Annotated in this window: 27 protein-coding genes; 14 read left to right on the forward strand and 13 right to left on the reverse strand. The window is 63.0% G+C overall.

Annotated elements, in window-relative coordinates; all coding sequences use genetic code 11:
- Complete coding sequence (locus tag GJR96_RS14850) at positions 1-873, reverse strand: CbiX/SirB N-terminal domain-containing protein (RefSeq protein WP_151163642.1); 873 nt, start codon at positions 871-873, stop codon at positions 1-3.
- A 163-nt stretch (positions 874-1,036) separates the two neighbouring features.
- On the opposite strand from GJR96_RS14850, the gene GJR96_RS14855 reads away from it, so the two are divergent.
- From GJR96_RS14855 to cysS, 3 genes are all read left to right on the forward strand, one after another.
- Positions 1,037-1,531, forward strand: a complete 495-nt coding sequence (locus tag GJR96_RS14855; protein ID WP_151163644.1) for a DUF7523 family protein — start codon at positions 1,037-1,039, stop codon at positions 1,529-1,531.
- 63 nt (positions 1,532-1,594) lie between these two features.
- Positions 1,595-2,143: a dihydrofolate reductase family protein gene (locus tag GJR96_RS14860; RefSeq protein WP_151163646.1), complete on the forward strand. Its 549-nt coding sequence runs from the start codon at positions 1,595-1,597 to the stop codon at positions 2,141-2,143.
- A 121-nt stretch (positions 2,144-2,264) separates the two neighbouring features.
- On the forward strand, positions 2,265-3,752 hold the full coding sequence (cysS, locus tag GJR96_RS14865; RefSeq protein ID WP_151163648.1) for a cysteine--tRNA ligase: 1,488 nt from the start codon (positions 2,265-2,267) through the stop codon (positions 3,750-3,752).
- On the opposite strand, the gene GJR96_RS14870 is transcribed toward cysS, so the two are convergent.
- Positions 3,753-4,403, reverse strand: a complete 651-nt coding sequence (locus GJR96_RS14870) for a helix-turn-helix domain-containing protein (protein ID WP_151163650.1) — start codon at positions 4,401-4,403, stop codon at positions 3,753-3,755. It lies immediately after the preceding gene.
- A 116-nt stretch (positions 4,404-4,519) separates the two neighbouring features.
- On the opposite strand from GJR96_RS14870, the gene GJR96_RS14875 reads away from it, so the two are divergent.
- On the forward strand, positions 4,520-5,365 hold the full coding sequence (locus tag GJR96_RS14875; protein ID WP_151163652.1) for an N-acyl homoserine lactonase family protein: 846 nt from the start codon (positions 4,520-4,522) through the stop codon (positions 5,363-5,365).
- 16 nt (positions 5,366-5,381) lie between these two features.
- Here the strand turns inward: GJR96_RS14875 and GJR96_RS14880 are convergent, their stop codons facing one another.
- Together GJR96_RS14880 and GJR96_RS14885 are read right to left on the reverse strand one after the other, a co-directional pair.
- Positions 5,382-5,864, reverse strand: coding sequence for a hypothetical protein (locus tag GJR96_RS14880; RefSeq protein WP_195759387.1), 483 nt, complete (start codon positions 5,862-5,864; stop codon positions 5,382-5,384).
- 42 nt (positions 5,865-5,906) lie between these two features.
- Complete coding sequence (locus tag GJR96_RS14885) at positions 5,907-6,191, reverse strand: DUF357 domain-containing protein (protein ID WP_151163654.1); 285 nt, start codon at positions 6,189-6,191, stop codon at positions 5,907-5,909.
- 154 nt (positions 6,192-6,345) lie between these two features.
- Between GJR96_RS14885 and GJR96_RS14890 the strand changes: the two genes are divergently transcribed.
- Both GJR96_RS14890 and GJR96_RS14895 read left to right on the forward strand, forming a co-directional pair.
- Positions 6,346-7,395, forward strand: a complete 1,050-nt coding sequence (locus GJR96_RS14890; protein WP_151163656.1) for an NAD(P)/FAD-dependent oxidoreductase — start codon at positions 6,346-6,348, stop codon at positions 7,393-7,395.
- A gap of 339 nt (positions 7,396-7,734) precedes the next feature.
- A complete protein-coding gene (locus GJR96_RS14895; protein ID WP_151163658.1) occupies positions 7,735-8,985 on the forward strand; it encodes a cation:proton antiporter in 1,251 nt (416 codons plus the stop codon).
- 261 nt (positions 8,986-9,246) lie between these two features.
- On the opposite strand, the gene GJR96_RS14900 is transcribed toward GJR96_RS14895, so the two are convergent.
- Positions 9,247-10,443 (reverse strand): TIGR04347 family pseudo-SAM/SPASM protein, encoded by a 1,197-nt coding sequence (locus GJR96_RS14900; RefSeq protein ID WP_151163660.1) that lies wholly within the window; start codon positions 10,441-10,443, stop codon positions 9,247-9,249.
- A complete protein-coding gene (locus GJR96_RS14905; protein WP_151163662.1) occupies positions 10,440-10,727 on the reverse strand; it encodes an Htur_1727 family rSAM-partnered candidate RiPP in 288 nt (95 codons plus the stop codon). Before GJR96_RS14905 ends, GJR96_RS14900 begins: the two co-directional genes overlap by 4 nt.
- Before the next feature lie 100 nt (positions 10,728-10,827).
- Between GJR96_RS14905 and GJR96_RS14910 the strand changes: the two genes are divergently transcribed.
- Positions 10,828-11,328, forward strand: a complete 501-nt coding sequence (locus tag GJR96_RS14910; protein WP_151163663.1) for a halocyanin domain-containing protein — start codon at positions 10,828-10,830, stop codon at positions 11,326-11,328.
- A 35-nt stretch (positions 11,329-11,363) separates the two neighbouring features.
- Here GJR96_RS14910 and GJR96_RS18425 read toward each other — a convergent pair whose 3' ends face one another.
- A complete protein-coding gene (locus GJR96_RS18425) occupies positions 11,364-11,498 on the reverse strand; it encodes a DUF7560 family zinc ribbon protein (RefSeq protein ID WP_255471317.1) in 135 nt (44 codons plus the stop codon).
- A gap of 72 nt (positions 11,499-11,570) precedes the next feature.
- Entirely contained in the window at positions 11,571-12,212 is a 642-nt protein-coding gene (locus GJR96_RS14915; RefSeq protein WP_151163665.1) for a helix-turn-helix domain-containing protein, read from the reverse strand.
- A gap of 184 nt (positions 12,213-12,396) precedes the next feature.
- On the opposite strand from GJR96_RS14915, the gene GJR96_RS14920 reads away from it, so the two are divergent.
- Together GJR96_RS14920 and GJR96_RS14925 are read left to right on the forward strand one after the other, a co-directional pair.
- A complete protein-coding gene (locus GJR96_RS14920; protein WP_151163667.1) occupies positions 12,397-12,744 on the forward strand; it encodes an ArsR/SmtB family transcription factor in 348 nt (115 codons plus the stop codon).
- Positions 12,744-12,944 (forward strand): DUF7511 domain-containing protein, encoded by a 201-nt coding sequence (locus tag GJR96_RS14925; protein WP_151163669.1) that lies wholly within the window; start codon positions 12,744-12,746, stop codon positions 12,942-12,944. Before GJR96_RS14920 ends, GJR96_RS14925 begins: the two co-directional genes overlap by 1 nt.
- A gap of 45 nt (positions 12,945-12,989) precedes the next feature.
- Here GJR96_RS14925 and GJR96_RS14930 read toward each other — a convergent pair whose 3' ends face one another.
- The 4 genes from GJR96_RS14930 to btuC form a co-directional block, all read right to left on the reverse strand.
- Positions 12,990-13,667 (reverse strand): RNA ligase partner protein, encoded by a 678-nt coding sequence (locus tag GJR96_RS14930; RefSeq protein WP_058573409.1) that lies wholly within the window; start codon positions 13,665-13,667, stop codon positions 12,990-12,992.
- Between the two features lie 130 nt (positions 13,668-13,797).
- Complete coding sequence (locus GJR96_RS14935; protein WP_151163671.1) at positions 13,798-14,967, reverse strand: tubulin/FtsZ family protein; 1,170 nt, start codon at positions 14,965-14,967, stop codon at positions 13,798-13,800.
- 155 nt (positions 14,968-15,122) lie between these two features.
- Positions 15,123-16,475 carry an ATP-binding cassette domain-containing protein gene (locus tag GJR96_RS14940; RefSeq protein WP_151163672.1) on the reverse strand — a complete coding sequence of 451 codons (1,353 nt, stop codon included), beginning with the start codon at positions 16,473-16,475 and terminating at the stop codon, positions 15,123-15,125.
- Positions 16,472-17,566 (reverse strand): vitamin B12 ABC transporter permease BtuC, encoded by a 1,095-nt coding sequence (gene btuC / locus GJR96_RS14945; protein WP_151163674.1) that lies wholly within the window; start codon positions 17,564-17,566, stop codon positions 16,472-16,474. The genes GJR96_RS14940 and btuC overlap by 4 nt, the downstream gene beginning before the upstream one ends.
- Before the next feature lie 60 nt (positions 17,567-17,626).
- Here btuC and GJR96_RS14950 point away from each other — a divergent pair, with 60 nt between their 5' ends.
- From GJR96_RS14950 to GJR96_RS14965, 4 genes are all read left to right on the forward strand, one after another.
- A complete protein-coding gene (locus GJR96_RS14950; RefSeq protein ID WP_151163676.1) occupies positions 17,627-18,733 on the forward strand; it encodes a PGF-CTERM-anchored ABC transporter substrate-binding protein in 1,107 nt (368 codons plus the stop codon).
- Positions 18,734-18,875: 142 nt separating this feature from the next.
- Positions 18,876-19,154 carry a signal recognition particle subunit SRP19 gene (gene srp19, locus GJR96_RS14955; RefSeq protein WP_058573401.1) on the forward strand — a complete coding sequence of 93 codons (279 nt, stop codon included), beginning with the start codon at positions 18,876-18,878 and terminating at the stop codon, positions 19,152-19,154.
- On the forward strand, positions 19,154-19,378 hold the full coding sequence (locus GJR96_RS14960; RefSeq protein ID WP_058573400.1) for an H/ACA ribonucleoprotein complex subunit GAR1: 225 nt from the start codon (positions 19,154-19,156) through the stop codon (positions 19,376-19,378). Before srp19 ends, GJR96_RS14960 begins: the two co-directional genes overlap by 1 nt.
- A 49-nt stretch (positions 19,379-19,427) precedes the next feature.
- Positions 19,428-20,414, forward strand: a complete 987-nt coding sequence (locus GJR96_RS14965) for a presenilin family intramembrane aspartyl protease PSH (protein ID WP_151163678.1) — start codon at positions 19,428-19,430, stop codon at positions 20,412-20,414.
- A gap of 13 nt (positions 20,415-20,427) precedes the next feature.
- On the opposite strand, the gene GJR96_RS14970 is transcribed toward GJR96_RS14965, so the two are convergent.
- Positions 20,428-20,910, reverse strand: coding sequence for a PUA domain-containing protein (locus tag GJR96_RS14970; protein WP_151163680.1), 483 nt, complete (start codon positions 20,908-20,910; stop codon positions 20,428-20,430).
- A gap of 119 nt (positions 20,911-21,029) precedes the next feature.
- Between GJR96_RS14970 and GJR96_RS18190 the strand changes: the two genes are divergently transcribed.
- The gene (locus tag GJR96_RS18190; RefSeq protein WP_191965876.1) at positions 21,030-21,197 is read left to right on the forward strand and encodes a hypothetical protein; all 168 of its coding nucleotides are present in this window, start codon (positions 21,030-21,032) and stop codon (positions 21,195-21,197) included.
- The last annotated feature ends 9 nt before the right edge of the window (positions 21,198-21,206 follow it).

Consider the following 21,206-nt stretch of genomic DNA (forward strand, 5'->3'; position numbering starts at 1 on the left):
TTAGACCTCCTCCGTTGCCCGTGTCTTCTCACGGACGACTTCGAGCGCGTCACCGATATCTGCCCCTGCGTCGGCGGCGCGTTCGAGCACCACATCTGCCATCAGGCCCTCGGTTCCCACGGCACCGGCGTACCAGATACGGTGGCCATCGACCACGGCGGGCACGTCGTAGCCTGTCCGGTAGTCGTCGGTCAGGCCCATGTCCTCGGGGATGTCTTCTTGCGTGTGGAACCCGTCGGCGACGAACAACGGGACGACGACGATGTCCTCGGAGTCGAAGTAGTCGGTCACGTCGTCGACTTCTGGGTCTTCGTCCATGTAGAGCGCCTGCACCTCGTCGAAGCGGCCCATCTGCCGAATCCGGTCGGCGTGGTACTCGATGGCTTTCGCGGAGTTCTCGTTGCGCTCGGTTCCGTGACCGACGACGGCGAGGCCGAACCCGTCGCCGACGTTCGGGTCACCGGTGACGGACTCCGCTCGGCGGACGATAACGTCGGTCATCGCTTCGTGGGTCCCGACCGGTCCGCAGTAGTGGACTGTTTTCTCGGGGACGTCTTCGGCAGTGAGCGTGACGTGCGACGCCGAGAGGCCATCTGAGTCCCAGTCTGCCACGTCCCACCCGTCGAGACGGAGTTCACGTGGGATGACTTGCTCTGTGAAGTAGCCCTCACTGATGAACAGTGGGACGACGTACACCTCGTCGGCCTCCACGGTCCTGAGAACCTCCCGAATCGATGGCTCTTCTTTCCAGAAGCCGGTTCGGACCTCGTCGAACGCGCCGACCTCACGGATGGTGTCCGCGTGGTCGTAGGTCGGCGTACTCGAATCCGGGTTCAGGTGCGACCCGTGCGCCACGATGACCAGCGCTTGCATGTCCGGGGGTTATGACGGGACTGTCTTATGGACTTCGCATCCCGGAAAGGAATCTTCGCGTTCGGCCAACTCAGGTTCGCCACCCGTTCAGGTGGGCACACGATACGGTGGCGGGATACGCCGAGGGCGCGGTTTTTTGCGCTCGGACGACGACCCCTCGACCATGTCTCTCGCCGCCGACGCACGCGACGCCGTCCGTGAACGACCGTTCCTCCTCGCCGCCCTCCGCGCGGGTGTCGTCAACTACGCCGCTGCCGCGGCCTATCTGGACCTCGGCGACGACGACGCAGTCGCTGCCGCGCTTCGCCGATTCGCCGACGACCTGTCCGACCTCGAATCTGAGTCTCGTGAGGTGACAGTCACGATGCGAAGCGGCGTCGGCCTCGTCGGCGAAGATATCGAGGAGTCGGACGGCGACCCGGTCCTCTCGGTCGCGGGGGTCGAACTCGCGGGGGGTGGGCCGCTCACTGCAATCATCGCCGAGGGCGACGTGGGAACGGATTACCTCACGACGGTTCTGTCCCGACTCGACGCCGAGTCGGTCGTGGTCGACGCTGCGGGCGTCGCGGGTGATTCCTTGGCCGTCGTCGTCCCACGTCGACAAGGTGCGGCCGCTCTGCGAATCGTCGAATCTGCGAGCGAATCAGTCTACGTCTGAGTGGGTCTGCTGTCCCCCGTACCGTGACGAGAGCTATTTGCCTTCACCGCAGCAACAACTGCCATGAGTACCGGCAAAGTCACACTCTACATCGCAGCGAGTGTCGACGGCTACATCGCCGACGACGATGGTGGGGTCGAGTGGCTCGACGAATTCGAGCAGGATTCAGCGAACGGCGATATCGCCGACGCCTACGAGGAGTTCTTCGCGAGCATCGATTGTCTGGTTATGGGGGCAACGACGTACGAGCAGATACTCACCTTCGGCGAGTGGCCATACGGAGACAGACCGACGTACGTGTTGACTCACAGAGACCTGCCACGGGCCACCGATGCAGTCGAGTTCGTTGACGGGGATATCGGTTCTGTGGCGACCGAACTCGAGCGTGAGTACGACCACACCTGGCTGGTCGGCGGCGCACAACTCGCCCGGAAATTTCTGGACGCGAACCACGTCGACGAACTTCGTCTCTCGCTCATTCCAGTCCTCTTGGGAAGCGGAATTCCACTGTTCGAGAGAAACGACGAGACGTACGGCTTACAGCATCTCGACACGAGAACCTACGACTCTGGAATCGTCGAACTCCACTACGAGGTCACCGCGAGACGGTGAACTGTCCGGCAGAATATCTGCACCCACCGACTGGGACGGACAGCGTCCGACCGGAACCAAAACCGCGTGGAACCGACGGGTTCCGACGGGTTGAAAACCGTCCCACGAGTACCCGAGAGCAATGACGCTGTCCGTGACCAACACGCTGACGGGAGAACGCGAGGACTTCGAGCCTCGAAGCGACGACGACGTGTTGCTCTACGTCTGTGGACTGACGGTCTCGGACGACGCTCACCTCGGTCACGCCCGCCTCTGGATGCACGCGGACATCATGCACCGATGGCTCGAATACGAGGGCTACCGCGTCCACCACGTCGAGAACTTCACCGACGTGAACGAGAAGATTGCCGCTCGCATCGGTGAAGACGACCTCGGTGACGACGAATCGACCGTCGCCGAACACTTCGTCGGCGACGTCATCCGCGACATGCGCGGCCTCAACCTGAAACGGGCGGAAGTCTACCCGCGCGTCTCCGAACACATCCCCGAGATTATCGACCTCATCCAGACACTCGTCGAGCGCGGTCACGCCTACGAGTCGAACGGGTCGGTCTACTTCGACGTGACCACGTTCGAGGACTACGGCAAACTCTCGAACCAGCGAGTCGACGAACTGGAGTCGCAGGGCGATTCTGCCGAACGCTCCGAGAAGCGGAACGCCGCGGACTTCGCGCTCTGGAAGGCAGGTGCCGTCAGTCCCGAGACGGCCGCCGAACACCGTAACCCGGACCTCGAACCCCTCACGGACCCGTGCGGTGAGACGTGGGACTCGCCGTGGGGAGAGGGTCGCCCCGGGTGGCACATCGAGTGCTCGGCGATGTCCATGACGCACCTCGACGAGACCATCGACATCCACGTCGGCGGCCGTGACCTCGTGTTCCCCCACCACGAGAACGAAATTGCCCAGTCGGAGGCCGCGACGGGTCACCAGTTCGCCCGCTACTGGCTCCACGTCGGCTTGCTCCAGACCGACGGCGACAAGATGAGTTCCAGCCTCGGGAACTTCTTCTACGTGGACAACGCCCTCGACGAATTCGGCGTCGACGTGATTCGGACGTTCTACCTCTCGACGGCCTACGGGTCGGAACAGACCTACTCCGAGGAGACGATTTCGGAGGCAGAAGAGCGCTGGGAGCGACTCGAACGGGCGTACGAGGCGGCCGTCGAGGCGTGCGATAGCCCCGCCGCGCGAACCAAAGTCGAGGCGACCGACCTCCGAGAGACGGTCGAATCGACCCGCGAGAGTTTCCGCGAGGCGATGAACGACGACTTCAACGTCCGCGAGGCGATGGCCGAACTCCTCGGACTGGCGAGCGCCGTCAACCGCCACCTCGACGCGGGCGACGAGTACGACTACCGCGCGCTCCGCGACGCAATCGAGACGTTCGAAGCCCTCGGCGGCGAGGTGTTCGGCCTGTCGTTCGGCGAGGGGGCCGACGATGGCGACGTGTCCATCGCCGCGGACCTCGTCCAACTCGTCTTGGACGTGCGCGAGGCAGAGCGTGACGCGGGCAACTACGAACGCGCCGATGGTCTCCGCGACGACTTGGAGGCGCTCGGCGTCGACGTCGAAGACGGTTCCGACGGCGCGACGTTCCGGTTCGAGTAGTCAGTGGATTCCGCCCAATTCTTCGCCGCGTTCTGAGATGAACCACCGAATCACACTTCCTTCCGCGCGGTGGAGAACTTCGCTCGCAGACGACGGGGCGATTCCGACCTCGTCTGCGACTTCTGAGAGTGTACACCGCCTCGGCGAGTCGTAATAGCCGGCGTCGACGGCCGTTTCGAGGACGTGCCACTGGTGGTCTGTGAGGAAGTCGGTGTCGTCGAGCGATTGGGAGACCATGGTCACGTCGAACGTCCACCCAAGGGACCGAAGTGTCTCGCCGAACCGCGAGAGCCTATCTGTAGACGTCGTCACTCGGAAGGTCAATACGCCATCCCGAATCGTATACGGGAACGCCGGAAGGATATCGGAGTCGCGAACTGCTCGATAGAGTTCGGAGACGTCCGTCTCGTAGCGGAAGACAGCACGGCCTTCGTAGCGGTCGAGTAGTTCGAACGCGCGAACCGAGGGGACCGCTCGAAGTTGGTCGAGCAGTTCGTCGAGGTCGTCTGCGTGGACTTCCACGAGTCCGTAACTTCGGTCCGGTTCTTCGATTCCAGAGAGGTACCGAAAGAGCGCGTCGGGGTGGTCACGGGAGATGGCCGTCACGCCGAACTCTTCGGCGAGCGGTATCTCAATCGTCGCCGTCACCATGTCGCTACGTCGATACGCAGAGCAGCGAGTTAGCCGCTCCGCTCACGGGGGAGTATTTGAATAGCCGAGGATGTTCGGACAAACGTACAGGCTGACTGCTCACTTCCTCAGTGTCGATGGCAACCGAACGACCCGTCTCGACCACACAGGAAACGACGCAGACGACGGTTCACGTGTTCCACACTGGTGCCGTGAACATCGACCGAGCGCTCGCGTTTAGGGAGCAGACACGCCACCCGATGCCCTACACCGGATGGCTTCGGCCGAAGTCCAAGCGGATGTGGGTACCCGTCTCTGCCTACCTCATCGACCATCCAGAGGGGCCCGTCTTCGTCGACACCGGGTGGCACAGCGACATCCGGACCGACCAGCGCGGACACCTCGGGTTCCTCTCGTCGACGATGTACTGGGGCCGCCTCCCTGCCGGGCAAGCGGTCCACGAGCAACTGGCGTCGCTTGGCGTCCGGCCCGAAGACCTCGAATACGTCGTCATGTCCCACCTCCACTCCGACCACGCGAGCGGACTGGCACACGTCCGAGACGCGGAGCACATCGTCGTCAGCGCTTCCGAGTGGGACGCACGCAACGATTTCGGGTACATCCCCTCGATGTGGGACGGTATCGACGTCACGCCGTTGGACCTGACGGAGATTCCATTCGGGCCGTTCAAACAGGGCCTCGACCTCTTCGGCGATGGCCTCGTCTACCTCGTCTTCACGCCGGGTCACAGCGCCGGCCACGTGTCCGTCCTCACCAAGACGGGTGCCGGGTGGGTGCTCCTTGCTGGTGACGTGGGATACGCCGCGAAATCGTGGGAAGGCGGCATCCTCCCGGGCGTCACGACCAACGACCGAGACATGCACGCCTCGCTGACGTGGGTGAAAGACTTCGCCACTCGCGACGACTGCGTCGCGGCCTTCGCCAACCACGACCCAGACGTGACGCCGACGACGGTCGGCTGACCGGTATCGAACGCGCCTATCTGTCGGGCGAGAACCGAACGACTGCGAGTTCCTCCGTCGCCTCGGAGAGTTGTACAGTCGGTTCAGGAGAGTCGTTCGAGAGTCCTAACCCGCGCGCCATGAACGGGTGGGAAGATGTGTAGATATCGAGCAGTCGCACTGCCGTCTCGCCCGTGGTGACTTCACTCATCGCAGTGTACCGGCCTCCGCGATACCAGACGTGACACGCCGTTGGGTCGCGAAATTTCTTCCACCAGTTGCTGTCGGCCTTCGGCGTGACGACGACGAGGTCATTCTGCGCCGTGGCGTAGACGACGGGGAACGTGTACCGGCGGCCACTCTGTCGCCCGACGTACGAGACCAGCACGAACCACCGACTGGCGAGTCGGTGAAGCGGCGATTTGAGGAGTCGCCGTAAGAACGGGTTCGCGAACCGCTGTTCGAGCGTTCGTTGTGCATCAGAGATGCGAGGAGCGGCCGACGACGAGGCGGAACTCATGGTGTCAATACGCGAACGTGGGCTAAATTATCTCCCGACGATTCACATCGTAAAGAGGTGCGAGTCGTCCGGGATATCGAACAGTCCCATTCGGACACCCGCATCGAGCCATCCATATCCGTAGGAGAACGACGCCAGCGCGTTGACCCAATCGTCTGCGTCCTTGAAGTGACGGCCGTCGTCGAGGTACGATTCGGCCATCTCCAGACAGTCGGCGGCGGCGTGTCCGAGGTGTGTCTCCTCGGGGACGGCTTGGACTGCTTCGCCGAGGGCGTCGGCGAGCATCTGCTCGTAGCGGTTCGTCTTCTCGTGAAGGTCGGCGGACATAGCGAGATGTGCGTCGGCGACTGATACTGGTCTTTCGCTCCGGCGTCGGTGCGGTGGGTCGGTCCAGCATCTGGTATGCAATCACGTGGCGGTGTTGTAGCCATCCTCGCAATACAGCGCAAGCTTAAGGCACCGGTATAGCGAACAACGGACTATGACGCAAGACGCCGATTCCTTCGTCGAACACAGGAAACTCATCATCGCCGGTTCGGGTATCTCTGGGCTCTCTGCGGCTATCTACGCGGCCCGGTCCAACAACGAACCACTCGTCTTCGAGGGCGACGAACCGGGCGGCCAACTCACGCTCACGACAGAAGTCGAGAACTATCCGGGCTTCCCCGAGGGTATCTCCGGTCCCGAACTCATCAACAACATGAAGCAGCAGGCCGAACGCTTCGGGACCGAGATTCGCCACGGCATCATCGAATCCGTCGACGCGTCTGAGCGCCCGTTCACGGTCACCCTGAAGAACGGCGACGTGTACACCGCAGACGCCATCATCTCCGCCTCCGGTGCCTCCGCCCGGACGCTCGGCATCCCCGGCGAGGAGAACCTCATGGGCTACGGTCTCTCGACGTGTGCGACCTGTGACGGCGCGTTCTTCCGCGACGAGAAGATTATGGTCATCGGTGGCGGTGACGCCGCCGTCGAGGAGGCCAACTTCCTGACCAAGTTCGCCTCGAAAGTGTACCTCGTCCACCGCCGCGAGGAGTTCCGCGCCGAGGACTACTGGGTCGACCGCCTGATGGAGAAAGTCGACGACGACGAAATCGAACTCATGCTCAACACCGAAGCGACCGAACTCCACGGGTCGCCTGAAGAGGGCGTCGACCACGTCACGCTGGTCCGCCACCCCGAGGGTCACCCGACTGCCAAACTCGACGACCCTGAGACCGAAGAGTTCGACTTCGACGTCGGCGCGGTGTTCTACGCCATCGGCCACACGCCGAACGCTGACTACCTCGAAGGGACGGCCGTCCAGCGAGACGACGACGGCTACATCGTCGCGAAGGGCGGCTCCGGCGCCAACCAGACGGCGACTGACGAACCCGGCATCTTCGCCGCGGGCGACGTCGTCGACTACCACTACCAGCAGGCCGCCACCGCCGGCGGAATGGGCGTGAAGGCAGCACTCGACGCCGACGACTACCTCGAAGAACTCGAACGCGAAGAGAAGAAGGAAGCGGCGACGCCGGCAGAGTAAGCGTCTCGGCGCCGTTCGACTGACACTGTTTTTTGACCGCTCTGCCGCAGTTGTGCGCCACCTTTCGACCCCGCCGTCGCAGTCCGCTTCCTGACTGTCGACACGCCGGTCAGTTGTCTACTCGGGTGGACGGACGCTTGGGGACCGAGTCTCTAGTGTGTCGTCGAACGTGATTCAGTAGCCGGGGTCACTGACCAGATGGCTACGTCTCGCTGGCCAGTCGAAGGCTGTTCGGGTGTATTTTGATGACTTTTACTGACGAGGGGGACGAAGACTATCGAGTGACGGTAGTAATGAGGACGAATCGTACGTTGCTGACCCACGGAGTGTGACTTTACCATGGCCGTCGAGTCGGGTGGGTTACTCACGTTTCTCGCCGGACTGACCCTCGTCTTGGCCGCTGCGCATACGCTTGGGACGGTCGCCGACAGACTGGGGTTCGCACCGGTTGTCGGTGAACTCCTCACCGGATTGGTTTTGGGTCCGTCGGTACTCGGGTTCGTCGCCCCGAACGTCACGGCTATCGTCGTCCCGGTCCCCGACCAGTTGGCAGCCCTCGCGTCGCTCGGACTCATCCTCCTTCTCGTCATGGCTGGAACTGAAGTCGACGTTCAGACGGTCCGTCGCTACATCCAACCGACGATAGCCCTCGCTACCGGGGCCTCGGTCGTGCCGTTTCTTTTGGGGTTCGTCCTGGGATGGTCGCTCCCGGGACGATACCTCGTCACGCCCGAACAGCGACTCCCATTTGCGCTGTTCCTTGCGACAGCCCTGAGCATCTCGGCGGTTCCAGTCGCCGTTCGTGTGCTGGTCGACCTCGACGCGATGGACCGAACGGTGGGACAACTCACTCTCACTGTCGCCGTCGTCATCGATGCGGCGGGGTGGGTCGCGCTCACAGTCGTGTCCGACATCGCAAGAGCGGGCCAGACGAATCCGTTAGCGGTCGGTCGAACGCTCGGTGTCCTCGCCGTGTTCGTTATCGTCGTCGCCGTGCTCGGCCCGCGAATCGTCGAGACACTCTTCGGTATCACCTCCTACGTTCGGTCGCCCGCGTTAACCGGATTTTCAATCGTCGTCGTCGTCGGGCTTGGGACGGCGGCTGCCTCGCTCGCACTCGGACTGGAGGCTGTTCTCGGCGCGTTCCTGGCAGGTGTCTTGGTCAAGAACCCACTCGATAACGAGACAGAACGGGTGTTTCAGATGGTGACCCTCGGGCTGTTCGCGCCCATCTTTTTTGCGACGGCCGGATTACGGGTCGATCTGAGTGGACTGTTCACGCTGGATACGCTGTTGGTGTTCGGGATTACACTCGCCGTTGCCGTGCTTGGGAAGGCACTCGGAGTGGTGCTCGGCGCGACGTTGACGGACCTCACACGAGAAGAGACCATCTGCCTCGCCATCGGTCTCAACGCTCGCGGGGCGATGGAACTCGTCGTGGCGGCGTTGGGGTTGTCCATAGGGGTTCTCACGCCCACGGTCTATGCCGTCATCGTGCTCGTCGCCATCGTCACCTCTGTAATAACGCCGCCACTGCTCCGTCGTGCCCTCTCACACCTTCCGGACGATGAGGTATCCGGGACGGCGTGACTTCCCGTGGTCGCTTCGGAAGTGACCAATCGATTACTCGAAATCGGCCAGTGACTGACTACGGCAACGCCCAGACCCACGACTTGGCTGCTCCGGAGGCGTCTTCACCTCACACGAGTGGGAGCAGTATCCAGACGCCCACCGATTTCACCCTCTATACGCACAATTCACCAGTCCTCTGTGGAGAACGCTCTGCTGCATGTGTCCTCTGTCTTGACGTTCCGACATCCAGCAATCGAGTTAAAACGACGGGATGTCGCCTCAGTCCGCAGGTTCTACCGTCTCACCGCGTTCTTCGGGCGTGAGGTAACACTGCGGGTCCGGCCCGAACAGGTCACCAGACCCAGCGATAGCACGAAGCCGTGACGACCCACGACACACGTCCTGATACTGGCAGGTCGCACACTTGCCCGTGAGGTGTTCTTCGCGTTCTCGAAGGCGAGCGAGAAGCGGGTTCGACTCGTCGTCCCAAATCTCGCCGAACGGCCTGTCGCGGACGTTGCCGAGGCTGTAACTCTGCCAGAACTGCGTGAGGTGAACGTCGCCACGGTAGTCTACGTCGGCGACGCGTTCGCCAGTCGGGTCACCGCCGTTGACGCGGAGGTAGTCGTGAATCTCCTTGGCGTGGTCGCTGCCGAGTTCTTCGTCGGCGTACTCGACGACGTACGCGGAATCCGCGTAGTTGCCGACGAGGAGCGTCTCTATCTCTTCGCCCTCGTCGTGGTACTCGCGGGTCATGTCGAAGAGGCGATTGACGGCCCGTCGCTGGGCGTCGTCGTCTAAGTCGGCGTCGGCGATGTCGCCGCCGCGTCCGCCGTAGTCGAGGTGATAGAAGCAGAAGCGGTCGACGCCCACGTCGTACAGGAGGTCCACGACGTCCTCCATGTCCGCGGCGTTGTGTTCGGTGATGGTGTACCGGAGTCCCGTCTTCAACCCGACCGAGAGGGAGTTTTCGATGCCTCGGACCGCGGCGTCGAAGGCCCCGTCTTTCCCGCGGAAGCGGTCGTTTCGCTCGCGGAGGCCGTCCACGGAGACACCCGCGTACGACAGGCCGGCGTCTTTGAGCGCCTGTGCCTTCTCTTCGGTGATGAGGGTCCCGTTGGTCGAGAGGACTGCCCGGACACCCTGGTCGGTGCAGTAATCGACGAGTTCGACGAGGTCCTCGCGGACGAGCGGTTCGCCACCCGAAAAGAGGAGCACGGGGACGTCGTAGTCGGCTAAGTCGTCGATGAGTCCCTTCGCTTCAGCAGTCGAGAGTTCGCCCTGTGCGGGGTCGAGGTCCGCACCCGCATAACAGTGTTCGCAGTAGAGATTGCAGCGCCGAGTCGTGTTCCAGACGACGACCGGACGCTTCTGTTTCTCTTCGCGAATCTGCTCGATAGAGGCGTCTGGGTCGTCGTATCGAAGGCCGTCACCCTCGGCCGTCTGCCCACACAACAACTTACTGATGGAAATCATCCGTGCGTCACCTCTGGGTCGGTCTCGCCGGCCGAATCGTCACGACCCTTTGCAGCCAGGTCGTTCCCGCCGAGTCGACGGACTTCGTCCGCCGGACAGAGCCACAACGCAGACGCCGCGAAGTCGAACAGTGTCCGCGCCTGTTCTGTCGCGAGGTCGATAGACGGAGCGGTCACGCTCCCGACGTGGCGCATGGGTTCGGCGTCGTTCTCACGGAAGAATACCTCCCACTGGCGGCTTCCGTCGATTCGTGGTTTGCTCCGCGGGTCGTCGTCCGTGGGCATGCGTGCGTCTTTGGAACCGACTGTTACGCCCGTTTCGCCTGTTTTCACCGACTGGGAATCGAAGCATTAGACTTCGTTGGATGCCCAGTACCATCGAACGATGACACAACGGTTCTCTCGACGGTCATTTCTGCACGCGACTGCGGCCACCTCTGGAATCGCGCTCCTCGCAGGGTGTAGCGGGTCGTCCGGTGGTGATGGTGGAAGCGACGGGGACAGCGAAGCGACCGACTCCCCAGCACCGGACCGAGAGATGCCGGCGTTCGACGGGTGGTTCGAGCGAACTGGGAACTACGACGGCGTCCACGACATGACCGGAGAAGACGAGGTCACAATCTCGGTCGGTGCCGAGGGCAACGGCGGCGGGTTCGCGTTCGGCCCCGCCGCGGTGAAAGTCTCGACTGGGACGACAGTCGTCTGGGAGTGGACCGGTAACGGTGGAACGCACAACGTGCTGCATCGGGAAGGCGAGTTCGAGTCCGAACTCACCGCCTCGGAGGGTTTCACCTTCGAGCACACCTTCGACGCGACTGGCGAGTATCGCTACGTGTGCGTCCCGCACGAGACACTCGGGATGGTCGGTATCGTCCTCGTCGAGTAACTGTCGAATCGGTTCCGCGTCGTCGAAAGAGCGTGTTACGCCGGTGCCACACCGTCGTGGACCGGTGCTTTACACATGACGCACCCAGTCTTCTGGAGCGTCTCGTACATCGGTTCGTTGACCCGATAGTGTTGCCCACATTCGGGACACGTCACCTCGAATTCGCGCATCGTGAACTCACCACGTAAGTCTAGGCACCCGAGAACCGAGGACCTGTACCCTCAATTCACGGGGGACTCACGTCAGTCCTGTAGGATGGCCCCCATGAGCTTCTTCTGTGCCATCGCGAGGTGCTCGGAGAACGTCGACGTGGTGATGCCGAGTTCCGTCGCGACTTCGCCTTTGTTCGCCCGGCGTGGGTGGTCGAAGTAGCCCATCTCGTGTGCCATCTCCAGGACTTCCCGCTGTCTGTCGGTGAGTTGACCGCGTTCGACCAACACGAGGTCACGCGACTCGTCCGACGACGACTGGAGAAGTCGGCGAACGTCGACGGACCCCGACGACTTCCGGAGTGAGGCGACGACGTCGCGAAGCGTCTCCACGTCAGGTGCGTGGAACGTCAAGAACAACGCGCCGTCACGTGTCTGCACGTCTACGACGGGGCAGTCGAACGTCTCGATTTGTTCGCACGGGCACCCGATGCCTCCCTCGCGTGCGAATCGGTAGACGGTCCCGTCACCGTAGTCGAAGAGTCGTTCCATCTCCGCTGGAACGGCCTCGTCGCTGTCGAAGACGAACTCCTCTGTGACGGAGCCCTCCTGATTCGGTGCCATGCTTCGCGACAACGCGTATCCTGAGCTGTCGTTTTCGGATACTGAAGCGACGGGACACCCCGATGGCCCTGTCACTTTCAACTCTGCTCTGATGCCCGCTGCGCTCGTCATGTATCTAGGCAGACGCCGCTCCCCCTGATATAAACACCCCCGATATCTCGGGCCTTTATATCGTGGGGTGTCCCGACACCAGTCGAGACTTCCCGGCGTTCGCGCACCGTCGCGCGAGAGATAAAGGCCCCAACATATGCGGGGTACGCTTCGACGGACGCGGAGAACGAATCGACGAACGAGCATGCAGACCGGACTCACACGCAATCCACTCGAACCGGCGTCCCCAGAGGCACGCGCCGAACAGGTCCTCGATGCACTCTCGGACCGTGCCTGTCGTCGGATACTTACGACCTTACAGGGTGTGAGTTCCCCGATGACTGCACAGGAACTGTCCACAGAGTGTGACATCCCCCTGTCGACGACCTACCGGAAACTGGAACGCCTCTCGGAGGCACACCTGGTCGAAGAGACGCTCCAGTTACGCACGAACGGGACGCATACCCACCAGTACCGGTCGGACGTCGACTCGGTCACCGTCTCGTTGGGCGCAGAGACTGGCCTCGAAGTCGCCATTCCGGAGGGCTACTGATGGGTTCTGAATCCGCACACACGCCCGACAAAGACACCGAAGTTCCGGGTCGACCCTCTCTCACGTCGCGCGTCGTGACTGGTAACGATGGCCGCGAAGAGTGTACGATTCACCCAACAGGCGCGACACCAGAAGAACTCCTCACGGTGTGGGTGAGCGCCCGCAGCGATTCGTTCGTCGACTTAGACGAGATTCGCTGAGTCCGCTTCGACGCCGGTCGTTTTGTCACTCGACGACGGTGAGAGTCACCAGTCTTCCCGTCGTTGTGGGTGCGGTTCGTCGAGCGCCATGAGATACTCTTCGAGGAGCGTCGGGAAGGCACGTCCGCGGAGGTTCCGGAGGCCGAAGTCGGCGGCCCAACTGATGATTCCCGTGTCCTCGGTCACCACGCCGGCATTCAGTTCCCGCGCGAGGATGAGGAGGTCGAAGTCTTCCCGCGAGTCGAGGACACCCTGTCTGAGCGCACCGCGGTAGTCCTCTCGGAGGTCGGAGATGACTTTGTCAACGTCGGACATCTTCGACGCACCGTCGGACCGGAGTTTGCTCTCTTCGGCTTTCCGGACGGCCTTCTCGGAGACGCGAAGTCCCCGGTTGACGCGGTCAGACATCTCGTCGATGAACCGGTAGACGATTTCGGCGGGGATGTACACCTCGTAGCGGTCGGGGTGTTTCTTGATGACCCACGTATCGAGTTTGCCGAGGAGTTCTTCCGAGACGCCGCGTTCCCGGAGGATGTGTTCCAGTTCCGACGCGATAGACGGCGGCATGTAACACGAGATGTTCAAATCCAGACGCGCGGCGGCAATCGTGTCGAGCAATCGTGCGACTGCCTCTTCGAACGTCTCGTCGTCGTCACGAATCTCCTCCGAGAGAAAAAGGGAGGTATCGAGCACGAACCGTTGTTTTAGCGGGTACTCGGCCATCGTTCGGACTTTCGCACTCACAGACTATGACCCTTCCCCGTCTTTCAGGTCGTTTCGACCCAGAAACGTAGCATTCATCTGTCTCTTCTGGAGGTCCCCACCGTCCCTGCCCAAAACGACTTGCAACGACTCAGAACAGCGGTTCGAGTCTGTCGTCGCCTGTGTCGACGAGTTCTTCGAGCGAGGCCGCACTCGACTGCCGCTTGGCGAGCATATCGCGTTGTGTCTCGATGGCGACTGCCTGCAGTTCCTTCACGCGCGGAACGTCGTAGACGCCGGACAGGAGCGTGACGGCGGCCACGTAGTTCGATTCGACGGGGTAGTCACCGCCGCGAATCTCCATCGTCCCGGTCTCTTCTTCGAGCCACGTCCGAGCGCGTTCGATTCCGCGGCGCGAGAGGACGTCCGGCGGGCCGGCGACGACGACGAGTCCACGCTCGGTCCCTGCAATCTCACACGGGAGGGTGAGACGGCCGAGGGCGGCACGTCGAACGAGACTCGTGATGCGGTTCATCGACTCACCGTCGTCCTCAGTGACGTGCGACCCGTTCGAGAGGCGAGCGAGGAACCCTTTCTTGGGTCTGTCGAGTTCGGCCGAGGCGTATCCGATGGTCGAGATGCCACCGGACGCGAGCGTGTTGATTATCTCGGACGCGTCGACGACAGACTCGGCGACGACACTCGACCCATCGGTTTCGCCGGCGCTGAAGAGGATACCCAACCGACGAGCGAGTTCCGTGTTGATGTCGCTGTAGCCCGATTCGAGCGACTCACCGGTTCGACGCCACGCTTCGTTGTCGAAGAGGATGAGGTTGTCAACTTCGTTGACGAACGTCTGGAGCGACCGGGCGGCGTTCAGGGTGTAGATGCCGCCTTCGTTCCTCGCCGGGAGGATACCCAGACCGTAGACCGGTTCGGTGTAGATGTGCTTGAGTTCGCGAGCGACGACGGGCGCTCCTCCCGACCCGGTTCCGCCGCCGAGGCCGGCGACGACGAGGAAGGCGTCTATCTCGTGGACTGGCAGGTCGTCGACTATCGAGAGGATGTCTCCGACGTCCTCTGCTGTGACCTCTGCGCCGAGTTCGTTGTCTGCGCCGACGCCGTGGCCTTTCACGCGCGACGTGCCCACGAGGACCTGATGGTCCTTCCGGACGAACTTCAGGCCCATCAGGTCGGCACGTGCCGTATTGACTGCAATCGCGTCGACGATGTAGCCACTTCGCGTCCGCCGGTCGTAATCGATGAGGGCGTCGACGACTTTTCCACCTGCCTGTCCGACCCCGATGAGTGCGAGTTTCATGTCCGATATCCTCTCAGAAATCGAACTAGTAAACGCACGCTCACGTATTGAATATGTAGTGCGTAGTGACTGTCAGCGACAGGCTAACCTCTGTCGAGTCTGGCGAGTAGGGCTGTGTGACGAGGACAGAGGGAAAATCGTGGTACAGCGTCGGGTCAGTCTCCGAACGCTTCGCACGCCAACTCGCCGACGACCGAGAGCAACTCGCTCGGTTCGACGACGTGGCCGTGTTCACGGAGGCGTTCGTAGACGGCGCACCCGTCGTCGCCGGCGTAGTTTCGCTCCGAGAAGGGACGTTCTTCGACGAGGACGAGGTACTCCGCCGCCGCCGCCGCTTCGAGGTTCGGGAGGTTCCCTTCCCCGACTTCGACGTCGGCGACGACGGTCACGTCGGCCGCCTCGATACGCGATTCGACGGCGGACCGTGCTGCACCGTCGACGGGTGCGTACGGTGGGACGGTTACGAGGTCCGCACCGACCCGTCGTGCCGCTTCGGCGTCGGTGTCGCCCTCGTTGAGTGCGCCGGTGGTGAGTGCGTACCCTGCCGCAGAGAGGACGTGAAGGGCGCGTGCGGCGGTTCCGCCGCCACCGACGACGTGGACGCGCCCCGTCGCATCTGCCGACGAGGAAGAAGATGGGAGGGCCGTGACGTACACAGACCCGGTGACGGGGTGTCGAGAGACGACTGCTTCGGCGTCGAAAGCGTCTCGAAGGTTCGATTCGGAGAGGACCGTCGTGGGGTCGCCGGCCGAGAGGATTCGCCCGTCTGCCACGAGTATCAGGGCGTCGCAGTAGTGGGCCGCGAGGTTCAGGTCGTGAATCGCGGCAATCGCCGTCGTTCCGTCGCCGACGAGTTCGTCGACGAGTTCGAGCGTCCGAACCTGATGGTTGATGTCGAGACTGGCGGTCGGTTCGTCGAGGAGGAGGACCGGCGTCTCCTGTGCCAATGCCCGGGCGATGAGGACTCGCTGACGTTCACCGCCGCTAATCTCCGTCACTGGTCGGTCCGCGAGGGACTCGACCGACGTTCGACGCATCGCCGCTTCGACGGCCTCCTCGTCGGCCTCGGACCACCCGTCGAACCGACCACGATGCGGTGTCCGGCCCATTCGAACGACTTCGCGAACGGGGAAATCGAAGGTGACGCTCGTCGTCTGTGGCACCGTGGCGACGAGTCTACTCGCCGCTTTCGACGACACCGCGTGGATGTCCTCACCGCCGACGCGAACGGTACCTGAATCGGGGGTGAGTGCCCCGTTGAGCGTGCGGAGGAGCGTGGTCTTCCCCGCACCGTTCGGGCCGATGAGTCCAACGAAGGTTCCGTCGTCGCCGTCGCCAGATTCGGTCTGGTGGCCCGACGACCGAAGTTCGCCGACGTCGGCGGAGATACCGTCGAGGATGCGTTGGCCGCCCAGCGAGACGGACACGTCGTCGAGTTCGACCGCCGGGTCTGAAGCGGAGAACGGGTCGGACGCGTCTGCAGACGAGTCCGGGCGCTGACCGCTCATGGCGAGCGCACCTCTCGGGTCCGGAGGAGATAGAGGAAGAACGGCGCACCGAGTGCCGCGGTGACGACGCCGACGGGGACTTCTGCCGCGCCGGACCGCGCGATAGTGTCGGTCACGACGAGGAACGACGCGCCCGTCAGCGCCGACGCGGGGAGGAGGATGCGATGGTCGGGGCCGACGACGAGGCGAATCATGTGCGGGACGACGAGGCCGACGAACCCGATGACGCCAGAGACGGCGACTGCCGTCGCGGTGACGATACTCGCCGTCGCGAGGAGCAGTTGCTTCGTACGCTCGACTTCGATGCCGAGGGCGTGGGCGTCCTCTTCGCCGAGGAGGAGGACGTTCAGGTCGCGTGTGTGTGCGAGCAAGACGGCGAACGGGAGCGGAAGCACCAGCGCCACCATCACCACTTCATCCCACGTCGCGCCCGAGAGGTGACCCATGAGCCAGAAGACGACCTGTCTGAGACTCTCGCCACTCTGGAGGAGGAGAAACGAGATAACCGCACCGAGGAACGTCTGTACCGCGACACCGGCCAGTAACAGTGTCGCAACGGGCGTCCTGCCGCCTTCCGTTGCGAGCATGTAGACGACGAAGGCGGTCACGATGGCAGACCCGAAGGCCGCACCTTGGAGCCCGAAGGGAACCGAAAGTCCCAGCACGATTGTCGCGACGGCACCGACGGCGGCACCCGACGAGACGCCGATGATAGAGGGGTCGGCCATCGGATTTCGGAAGAATCCCTGCATGACAACGCCCGCGGTGGCGAGTGCGAATCCGACGAGTGCGGCGAGGAGAATCCGGGGGAGCCGAACCGAGACGACGATGATTTGTGCAGTCTCCGGGACCGACAGCGAAACCAGCGAGCCGAGTTCGACACTCGGTGCCGGTACAGCCCCGAGCATCGGGAGAACGACGGCACCGCTGAGCGAGATACCCACCGGGACGGGAATCGCGTCGAGGAGGATGAGCGCGACTGTCCGCGGAGGAATTGTGACGTGGCCGATACCGGCGCTGACGACCACGACGAGAGCCAACAAGGCAGTCAAACCGAGTGCCCACGTGGTCGCTCGTGTTCGAACGTTCATCGAACACAACCGCGCTTTCATTAGGTAAATATTTATTGAACTATCGACGACGCGAATACCGTGAACCATCGATACACCGCAGCACTTCTCGTACTCGTAACCGTGTTTTCCGGGGTTCCGGCACCGGTTGCGGCCGCAGACCAGACTGCACAGTGTTCGTTCCCGATGACGGTCACCGACGCCACGGGTACCGACGTAACCATCTCTGAGGACCCAGAGCGCGTCGTCACGACCAACCCGAGTGCCGCCCAGACGATGTGGGAAATCGGCGCGCGAGACCAAGTCGTCGGCGTCTCACAGTATGCCTCGTACCTCGACGGCGCGAGCGAGAAAGCGAACGTCTCGGGGTCGAACGGCCTCAACGTCGAGGCAGTCATCGGACTCGAACCGGACGTCGTCCTCGTCCCGAACACGACGTACACCGCCGAACCTGACCGCGTCGAACAACTCCGCTCGGCCGGCGTCACCGTCGTCGTCTTCGAGAGCGGCGACTCGCTCGACGCCGTCGCGGACAAAGTCGAACGAATCGGTCGTCTCACCGGTAACTGCGAGGCAGGTATCGAACGTGCCGACGAGATGCGAACGTCCATCGAGAACATGGAGCGCGCACTGGAGGGCGTCGACCACCCTGTCGGTCTCAACGTGTTCTTTGGCTACGCCGCCGGTGGCGACACGTTCATCTCTGACGTGATGACGTCTGCTGGCCTTCGAAACGGGGCCGCAGAGGCCAATTTCACGGGGTTCGGCCAACTTAACGAGGAACTCGTCGTCGAAATGAACCCCGAGTACATCATCGTGCCATCGCACGCGCCGATTCCGAGCGGTCCTGGCTTCGAGAGCACGACGGCGATACAGGAAGACAACGTCGTCGTCGTGGACGCGAACAACCTCCAGCAACCCGCCCCACGCGCCATCGACGCGAGTGAGACCATCATGAAGGCGGTCCACCCCGACGCTTACGAGCGATATCAGGAACTGCAGAACCGGTCGGCGACGACCACGACGGCCGATTCGACCACTGCCACTGCGACGACGGCAGACGAACCGGAGACGACCACGGCGACCACTGCACCGGAACAGACCACCGAGAGTAGCGCGCCCGGCTTTTCGCCCATTGTCGCCGTCGTCGCACTCGTTCTCACGGCCTTCCTCCGTCGTCGTCGATAACGGTCGAACTCGACTCCGTCGCCGACGTCTTTTCGCCGATTACGACTCACTCCGGCGTGCATCCCAAAGCGTCCGCCAGAGACCAGTTCCCTCTCCCCGAGAGACCATAACCGTATTACCGTCGGGTGGCGGAGACACGGGTATGGTCGAGAACGTCATCTATCCCGCCTACCTCGACGCCTCTCTCTCGCGGAGCGAGGGTCGGCGGGTCGCCGAGTCGGCAGCGGTCGAAGACCCGACCGTCGACGAGATTGCGAAAGCGGTCCAGCAGGTCGGGTACGACGCGGTCATCGAACGAGGCAAACGCTACCCGCGTGAGTTCGAGACACGTGGCCGTGTCCTCGTGAACAACGCCGACGACGCGACGAAGAACGACATCGTTCAGGCTGTCGCCGCCTACGTCGGCATCCTCCGCGACTGATGCAGCGAATCGGCACCGTCTCTCGGACGGCGCAGGGACTCGCTATCGTCCGCCTCGACGACGACGACACGCCCGACATCGGCACGATGGTCCTCGACGAGTCGCTCTCGACGGTCGGCCGAATCGTCGACGTGTTCGGGCCTGTCGACCGTCCGTACGTCGCTATCACTGCAGACGACGACAACCCGGCACGACTCGTCGGCAGCAAACTCTACGCTCGCTAAGCGCGGCGAGAGCGCAACCCCCAAAGCCCTCGGGTCGAAACGGCAGGATATGCCACGCCGCGCCTATCGAGGGGTCGCCCTCGCCGCCCTCATCTTCCTCGTCGTGCAGGTGGGTGCACTCGCACTCGTTCCGACGTTCTTCGAACAGGGCTATCAGACGGTCGACGACCCCTCGGACCCGACGAACAGTCTCCTGTACATCGGCGCTATCATCGGGATGACGGCGTTCATGCTCGTCGCGTTCAAGTACGACCTCGACCAGTTGATTCGCGGCATCATCGTGTTCACGAGTGGGTTGCTGTCGTGGTACGTCTTCACCGCAATCCTCCCCAGTGGCCTCCTCGCAATCGGCCTCTCGGCAGTCGTCGCCATCGCACTCCTCGTCTACCCCGAGTGGTACGTCATCGACACGGCCGGCGCACTCATGGGTGCGGGGGCCGCCGGGCTGTTCGGTATCAGTTTCGGTCTCTTGCCGGCACTCGTCCTCCTCTCGGTGCTCGCCGTCTACGACGCCATCAGCGTCTACAAGACCAAACACATGCTCGACCTCGCGGAGGGCGTGATGGACCTCCGCATTCCGGTCGTCCTCGTCATCCCGACGACGTGGTCGTACTCGCTTCTCGACGAAGACTTCGCCCGAGACGCCAACGACGTGGGTGAGAACGCAGTCGAGGGTTCGGGCGAACGTGACGATGTGGAATCCGAGAACCCAGACCGCGACCCCGCCGACCGCGACGCGTTCTTTATCGGCCTCGGTGACGCCGTGATGCCGACGGTGATGGTCGCCTCGGCGGCGTTCTTCTCGGAGGCACCATCGCTCGGTCTCGCGACGCTTCCGGCGCTCAACCTTCCGGCGCTCCTCGCGATGGTCGGAACGTTCGTCGGGTTCGCCGGTCTCATGTGGGCCGTGATGAAAGGCCGCGCCCACGCCGGACTCCCACTCTTAAACGGCGGCGCGATTGGTGGATACATCCTTGGGTCACTCGCCGCGGGCGTCCCCCTAGTCTCTGCACTCGGCCTCGCGCCGTACCTCTAATCTCTCGTCGCGATTACTCGTCGCTTTCTGCACCCTCGCGGACGCGGACGGCCATCCCCGTCTCGAAGTCGAGCATCGCGTCTGCGGAGAGTTCCGCGCGGCCAACGCCGAGGAGTTCTCCGTCGGGCCCGACGACGCACACTTCGTCACCCGAACGGACTGCCAGGTCGACGTCGGTGACGAACTTCGCGAAGGCGTTCTTGCCATCGCGGACGAATGGAATCGACTCGTCGCCGACGGTGACGGTGTACGCCGACTCGTCGATACCCGAGCGAAGTCGTCGGCCACCGGCCACGCCGAGTGTGAACCGACCGTCGGTTCCGTAGGAGGTGACACGTTCGCCCTCGACGTACACCTGCCGGGGGCGGCCACTGCGAGAGCGGGACACGTCGATTGCTTCGTCGGTCGGGAACAACGCGTCGCCCGCGCCGGCCCCGAACTGGTAGTCTGCGACGACTCTGAGGTCCGCCAAGTCGCCCGCATCGTCTTCGGTCATACTCCGTCGTTCTCCCTGCCGGCTAAAGTGGGTCGCGGTCGCGGACGGTAGCGTGGTAACTTACAGCACGGTCGGGGCAGACGAAAAGTCCTAAGTACCGGAACGACCGCCGTCGGAGTATGTCAGTCGACATTCGACTCGCCGGGGTGGGGACCGTGCTGCTCCTCGCGAGTAGCGTCCTCCTCACGCAGACGGCCCTCGACGGTCGTCTGTCGGCCCTCCTCGCCGCCACCGCGACACTCGGTGCGCTCGCGACTGTCGTGCGAGCGTCGTCGCCGACGGCGTAACCGGGACCG

It is taken from the genome of Haloferax litoreum (assembly GCF_009674605.1).
Classification (GTDB): domain Archaea; phylum Halobacteriota; class Halobacteria; order Halobacteriales; family Haloferacaceae; genus Haloferax; species Haloferax litoreum.

What these genes read in the sequence shown, in the direction of transcription:
- GJR96_RS14910 (WP_151163663.1), top strand. Translation starts at nt 10,828, where the DNA reads ATGACACAACGGTTCTCTCGACGGTCATTTCTGCACGCGACTGCGGCC.
- GJR96_RS14880 (WP_195759387.1), bottom strand. Translation starts at nt 5,864, where the DNA reads ATGAGTTCCGCCTCGTCGTCGGCCGCTCCTCGCATCTCTGATGCACAA.
- GJR96_RS14930 (WP_058573409.1), bottom strand. Translation starts at nt 13,667, where the DNA reads ATGGCCGAGTACCCGCTAAAACAACGGTTCGTGCTCGATACCTCCCTT.
- GJR96_RS14890 (WP_151163656.1), top strand. Translation starts at nt 6,346, where the DNA reads ATGACGCAAGACGCCGATTCCTTCGTCGAACACAGGAAACTCATCATC.
- GJR96_RS14870 (WP_151163650.1), bottom strand. Translation starts at nt 4,403, where the DNA reads ATGGTGACGGCGACGATTGAGATACCGCTCGCCGAAGAGTTCGGCGTG.
- GJR96_RS14875 (WP_151163652.1), top strand. Translation starts at nt 4,520, where the DNA reads ATGGCAACCGAACGACCCGTCTCGACCACACAGGAAACGACGCAGACG.
- srp19 (WP_058573401.1), top strand. Translation starts at nt 18,876, where the DNA reads ATGGTCGAGAACGTCATCTATCCCGCCTACCTCGACGCCTCTCTCTCG.
- GJR96_RS14900 (WP_151163660.1), bottom strand. Translation starts at nt 10,443, where the DNA reads ATGATTTCCATCAGTAAGTTGTTGTGTGGGCAGACGGCCGAGGGTGAC.
- GJR96_RS14925 (WP_151163669.1), top strand. Translation starts at nt 12,744, where the DNA reads ATGGGTTCTGAATCCGCACACACGCCCGACAAAGACACCGAAGTTCCG.
- GJR96_RS14935 (WP_151163671.1), bottom strand. Translation starts at nt 14,967, where the DNA reads ATGAAACTCGCACTCATCGGGGTCGGACAGGCAGGTGGAAAAGTCGTC.
- GJR96_RS14915 (WP_151163665.1), bottom strand. Translation starts at nt 12,212, where the DNA reads ATGACGAGCGCAGCGGGCATCAGAGCAGAGTTGAAAGTGACAGGGCCA.
- GJR96_RS14965 (WP_151163678.1), top strand. Translation starts at nt 19,428, where the DNA reads ATGCCACGCCGCGCCTATCGAGGGGTCGCCCTCGCCGCCCTCATCTTC.
- GJR96_RS18425 (WP_255471317.1), bottom strand. Translation starts at nt 11,498, where the DNA reads ATGCGCGAATTCGAGGTGACGTGTCCCGAATGTGGGCAACACTATCGG.
- GJR96_RS14905 (WP_151163662.1), bottom strand. Translation starts at nt 10,727, where the DNA reads ATGCCCACGGACGACGACCCGCGGAGCAAACCACGAATCGACGGAAGC.
- GJR96_RS14850 (WP_151163642.1), bottom strand. Translation starts at nt 873, where the DNA reads ATGCAAGCGCTGGTCATCGTGGCGCACGGGTCGCACCTGAACCCGGAT.
- GJR96_RS14860 (WP_151163646.1), top strand. Translation starts at nt 1,595, where the DNA reads ATGAGTACCGGCAAAGTCACACTCTACATCGCAGCGAGTGTCGACGGC.
- cysS (WP_151163648.1), top strand. Translation starts at nt 2,265, where the DNA reads ATGACGCTGTCCGTGACCAACACGCTGACGGGAGAACGCGAGGACTTC.
- GJR96_RS14855 (WP_151163644.1), top strand. Translation starts at nt 1,037, where the DNA reads ATGTCTCTCGCCGCCGACGCACGCGACGCCGTCCGTGAACGACCGTTC.
- GJR96_RS14970 (WP_151163680.1), bottom strand. Translation starts at nt 20,910, where the DNA reads ATGACCGAAGACGATGCGGGCGACTTGGCGGACCTCAGAGTCGTCGCA.
- GJR96_RS18190 (WP_191965876.1), top strand. Translation starts at nt 21,030, where the DNA reads ATGTCAGTCGACATTCGACTCGCCGGGGTGGGGACCGTGCTGCTCCTC.
- GJR96_RS14960 (WP_058573400.1), top strand. Translation starts at nt 19,154, where the DNA reads ATGCAGCGAATCGGCACCGTCTCTCGGACGGCGCAGGGACTCGCTATC.
- GJR96_RS14940 (WP_151163672.1), bottom strand. Translation starts at nt 16,475, where the DNA reads ATGAGCGGTCAGCGCCCGGACTCGTCTGCAGACGCGTCCGACCCGTTC.
- btuC (WP_151163674.1), bottom strand. Translation starts at nt 17,566, where the DNA reads ATGAACGTTCGAACACGAGCGACCACGTGGGCACTCGGTTTGACTGCC.
- GJR96_RS14895 (WP_151163658.1), top strand. Translation starts at nt 7,735, where the DNA reads ATGGCCGTCGAGTCGGGTGGGTTACTCACGTTTCTCGCCGGACTGACC.
- GJR96_RS14920 (WP_151163667.1), top strand. Translation starts at nt 12,397, where the DNA reads ATGCAGACCGGACTCACACGCAATCCACTCGAACCGGCGTCCCCAGAG.
- GJR96_RS14885 (WP_151163654.1), bottom strand. Translation starts at nt 6,191, where the DNA reads ATGTCCGCCGACCTTCACGAGAAGACGAACCGCTACGAGCAGATGCTC.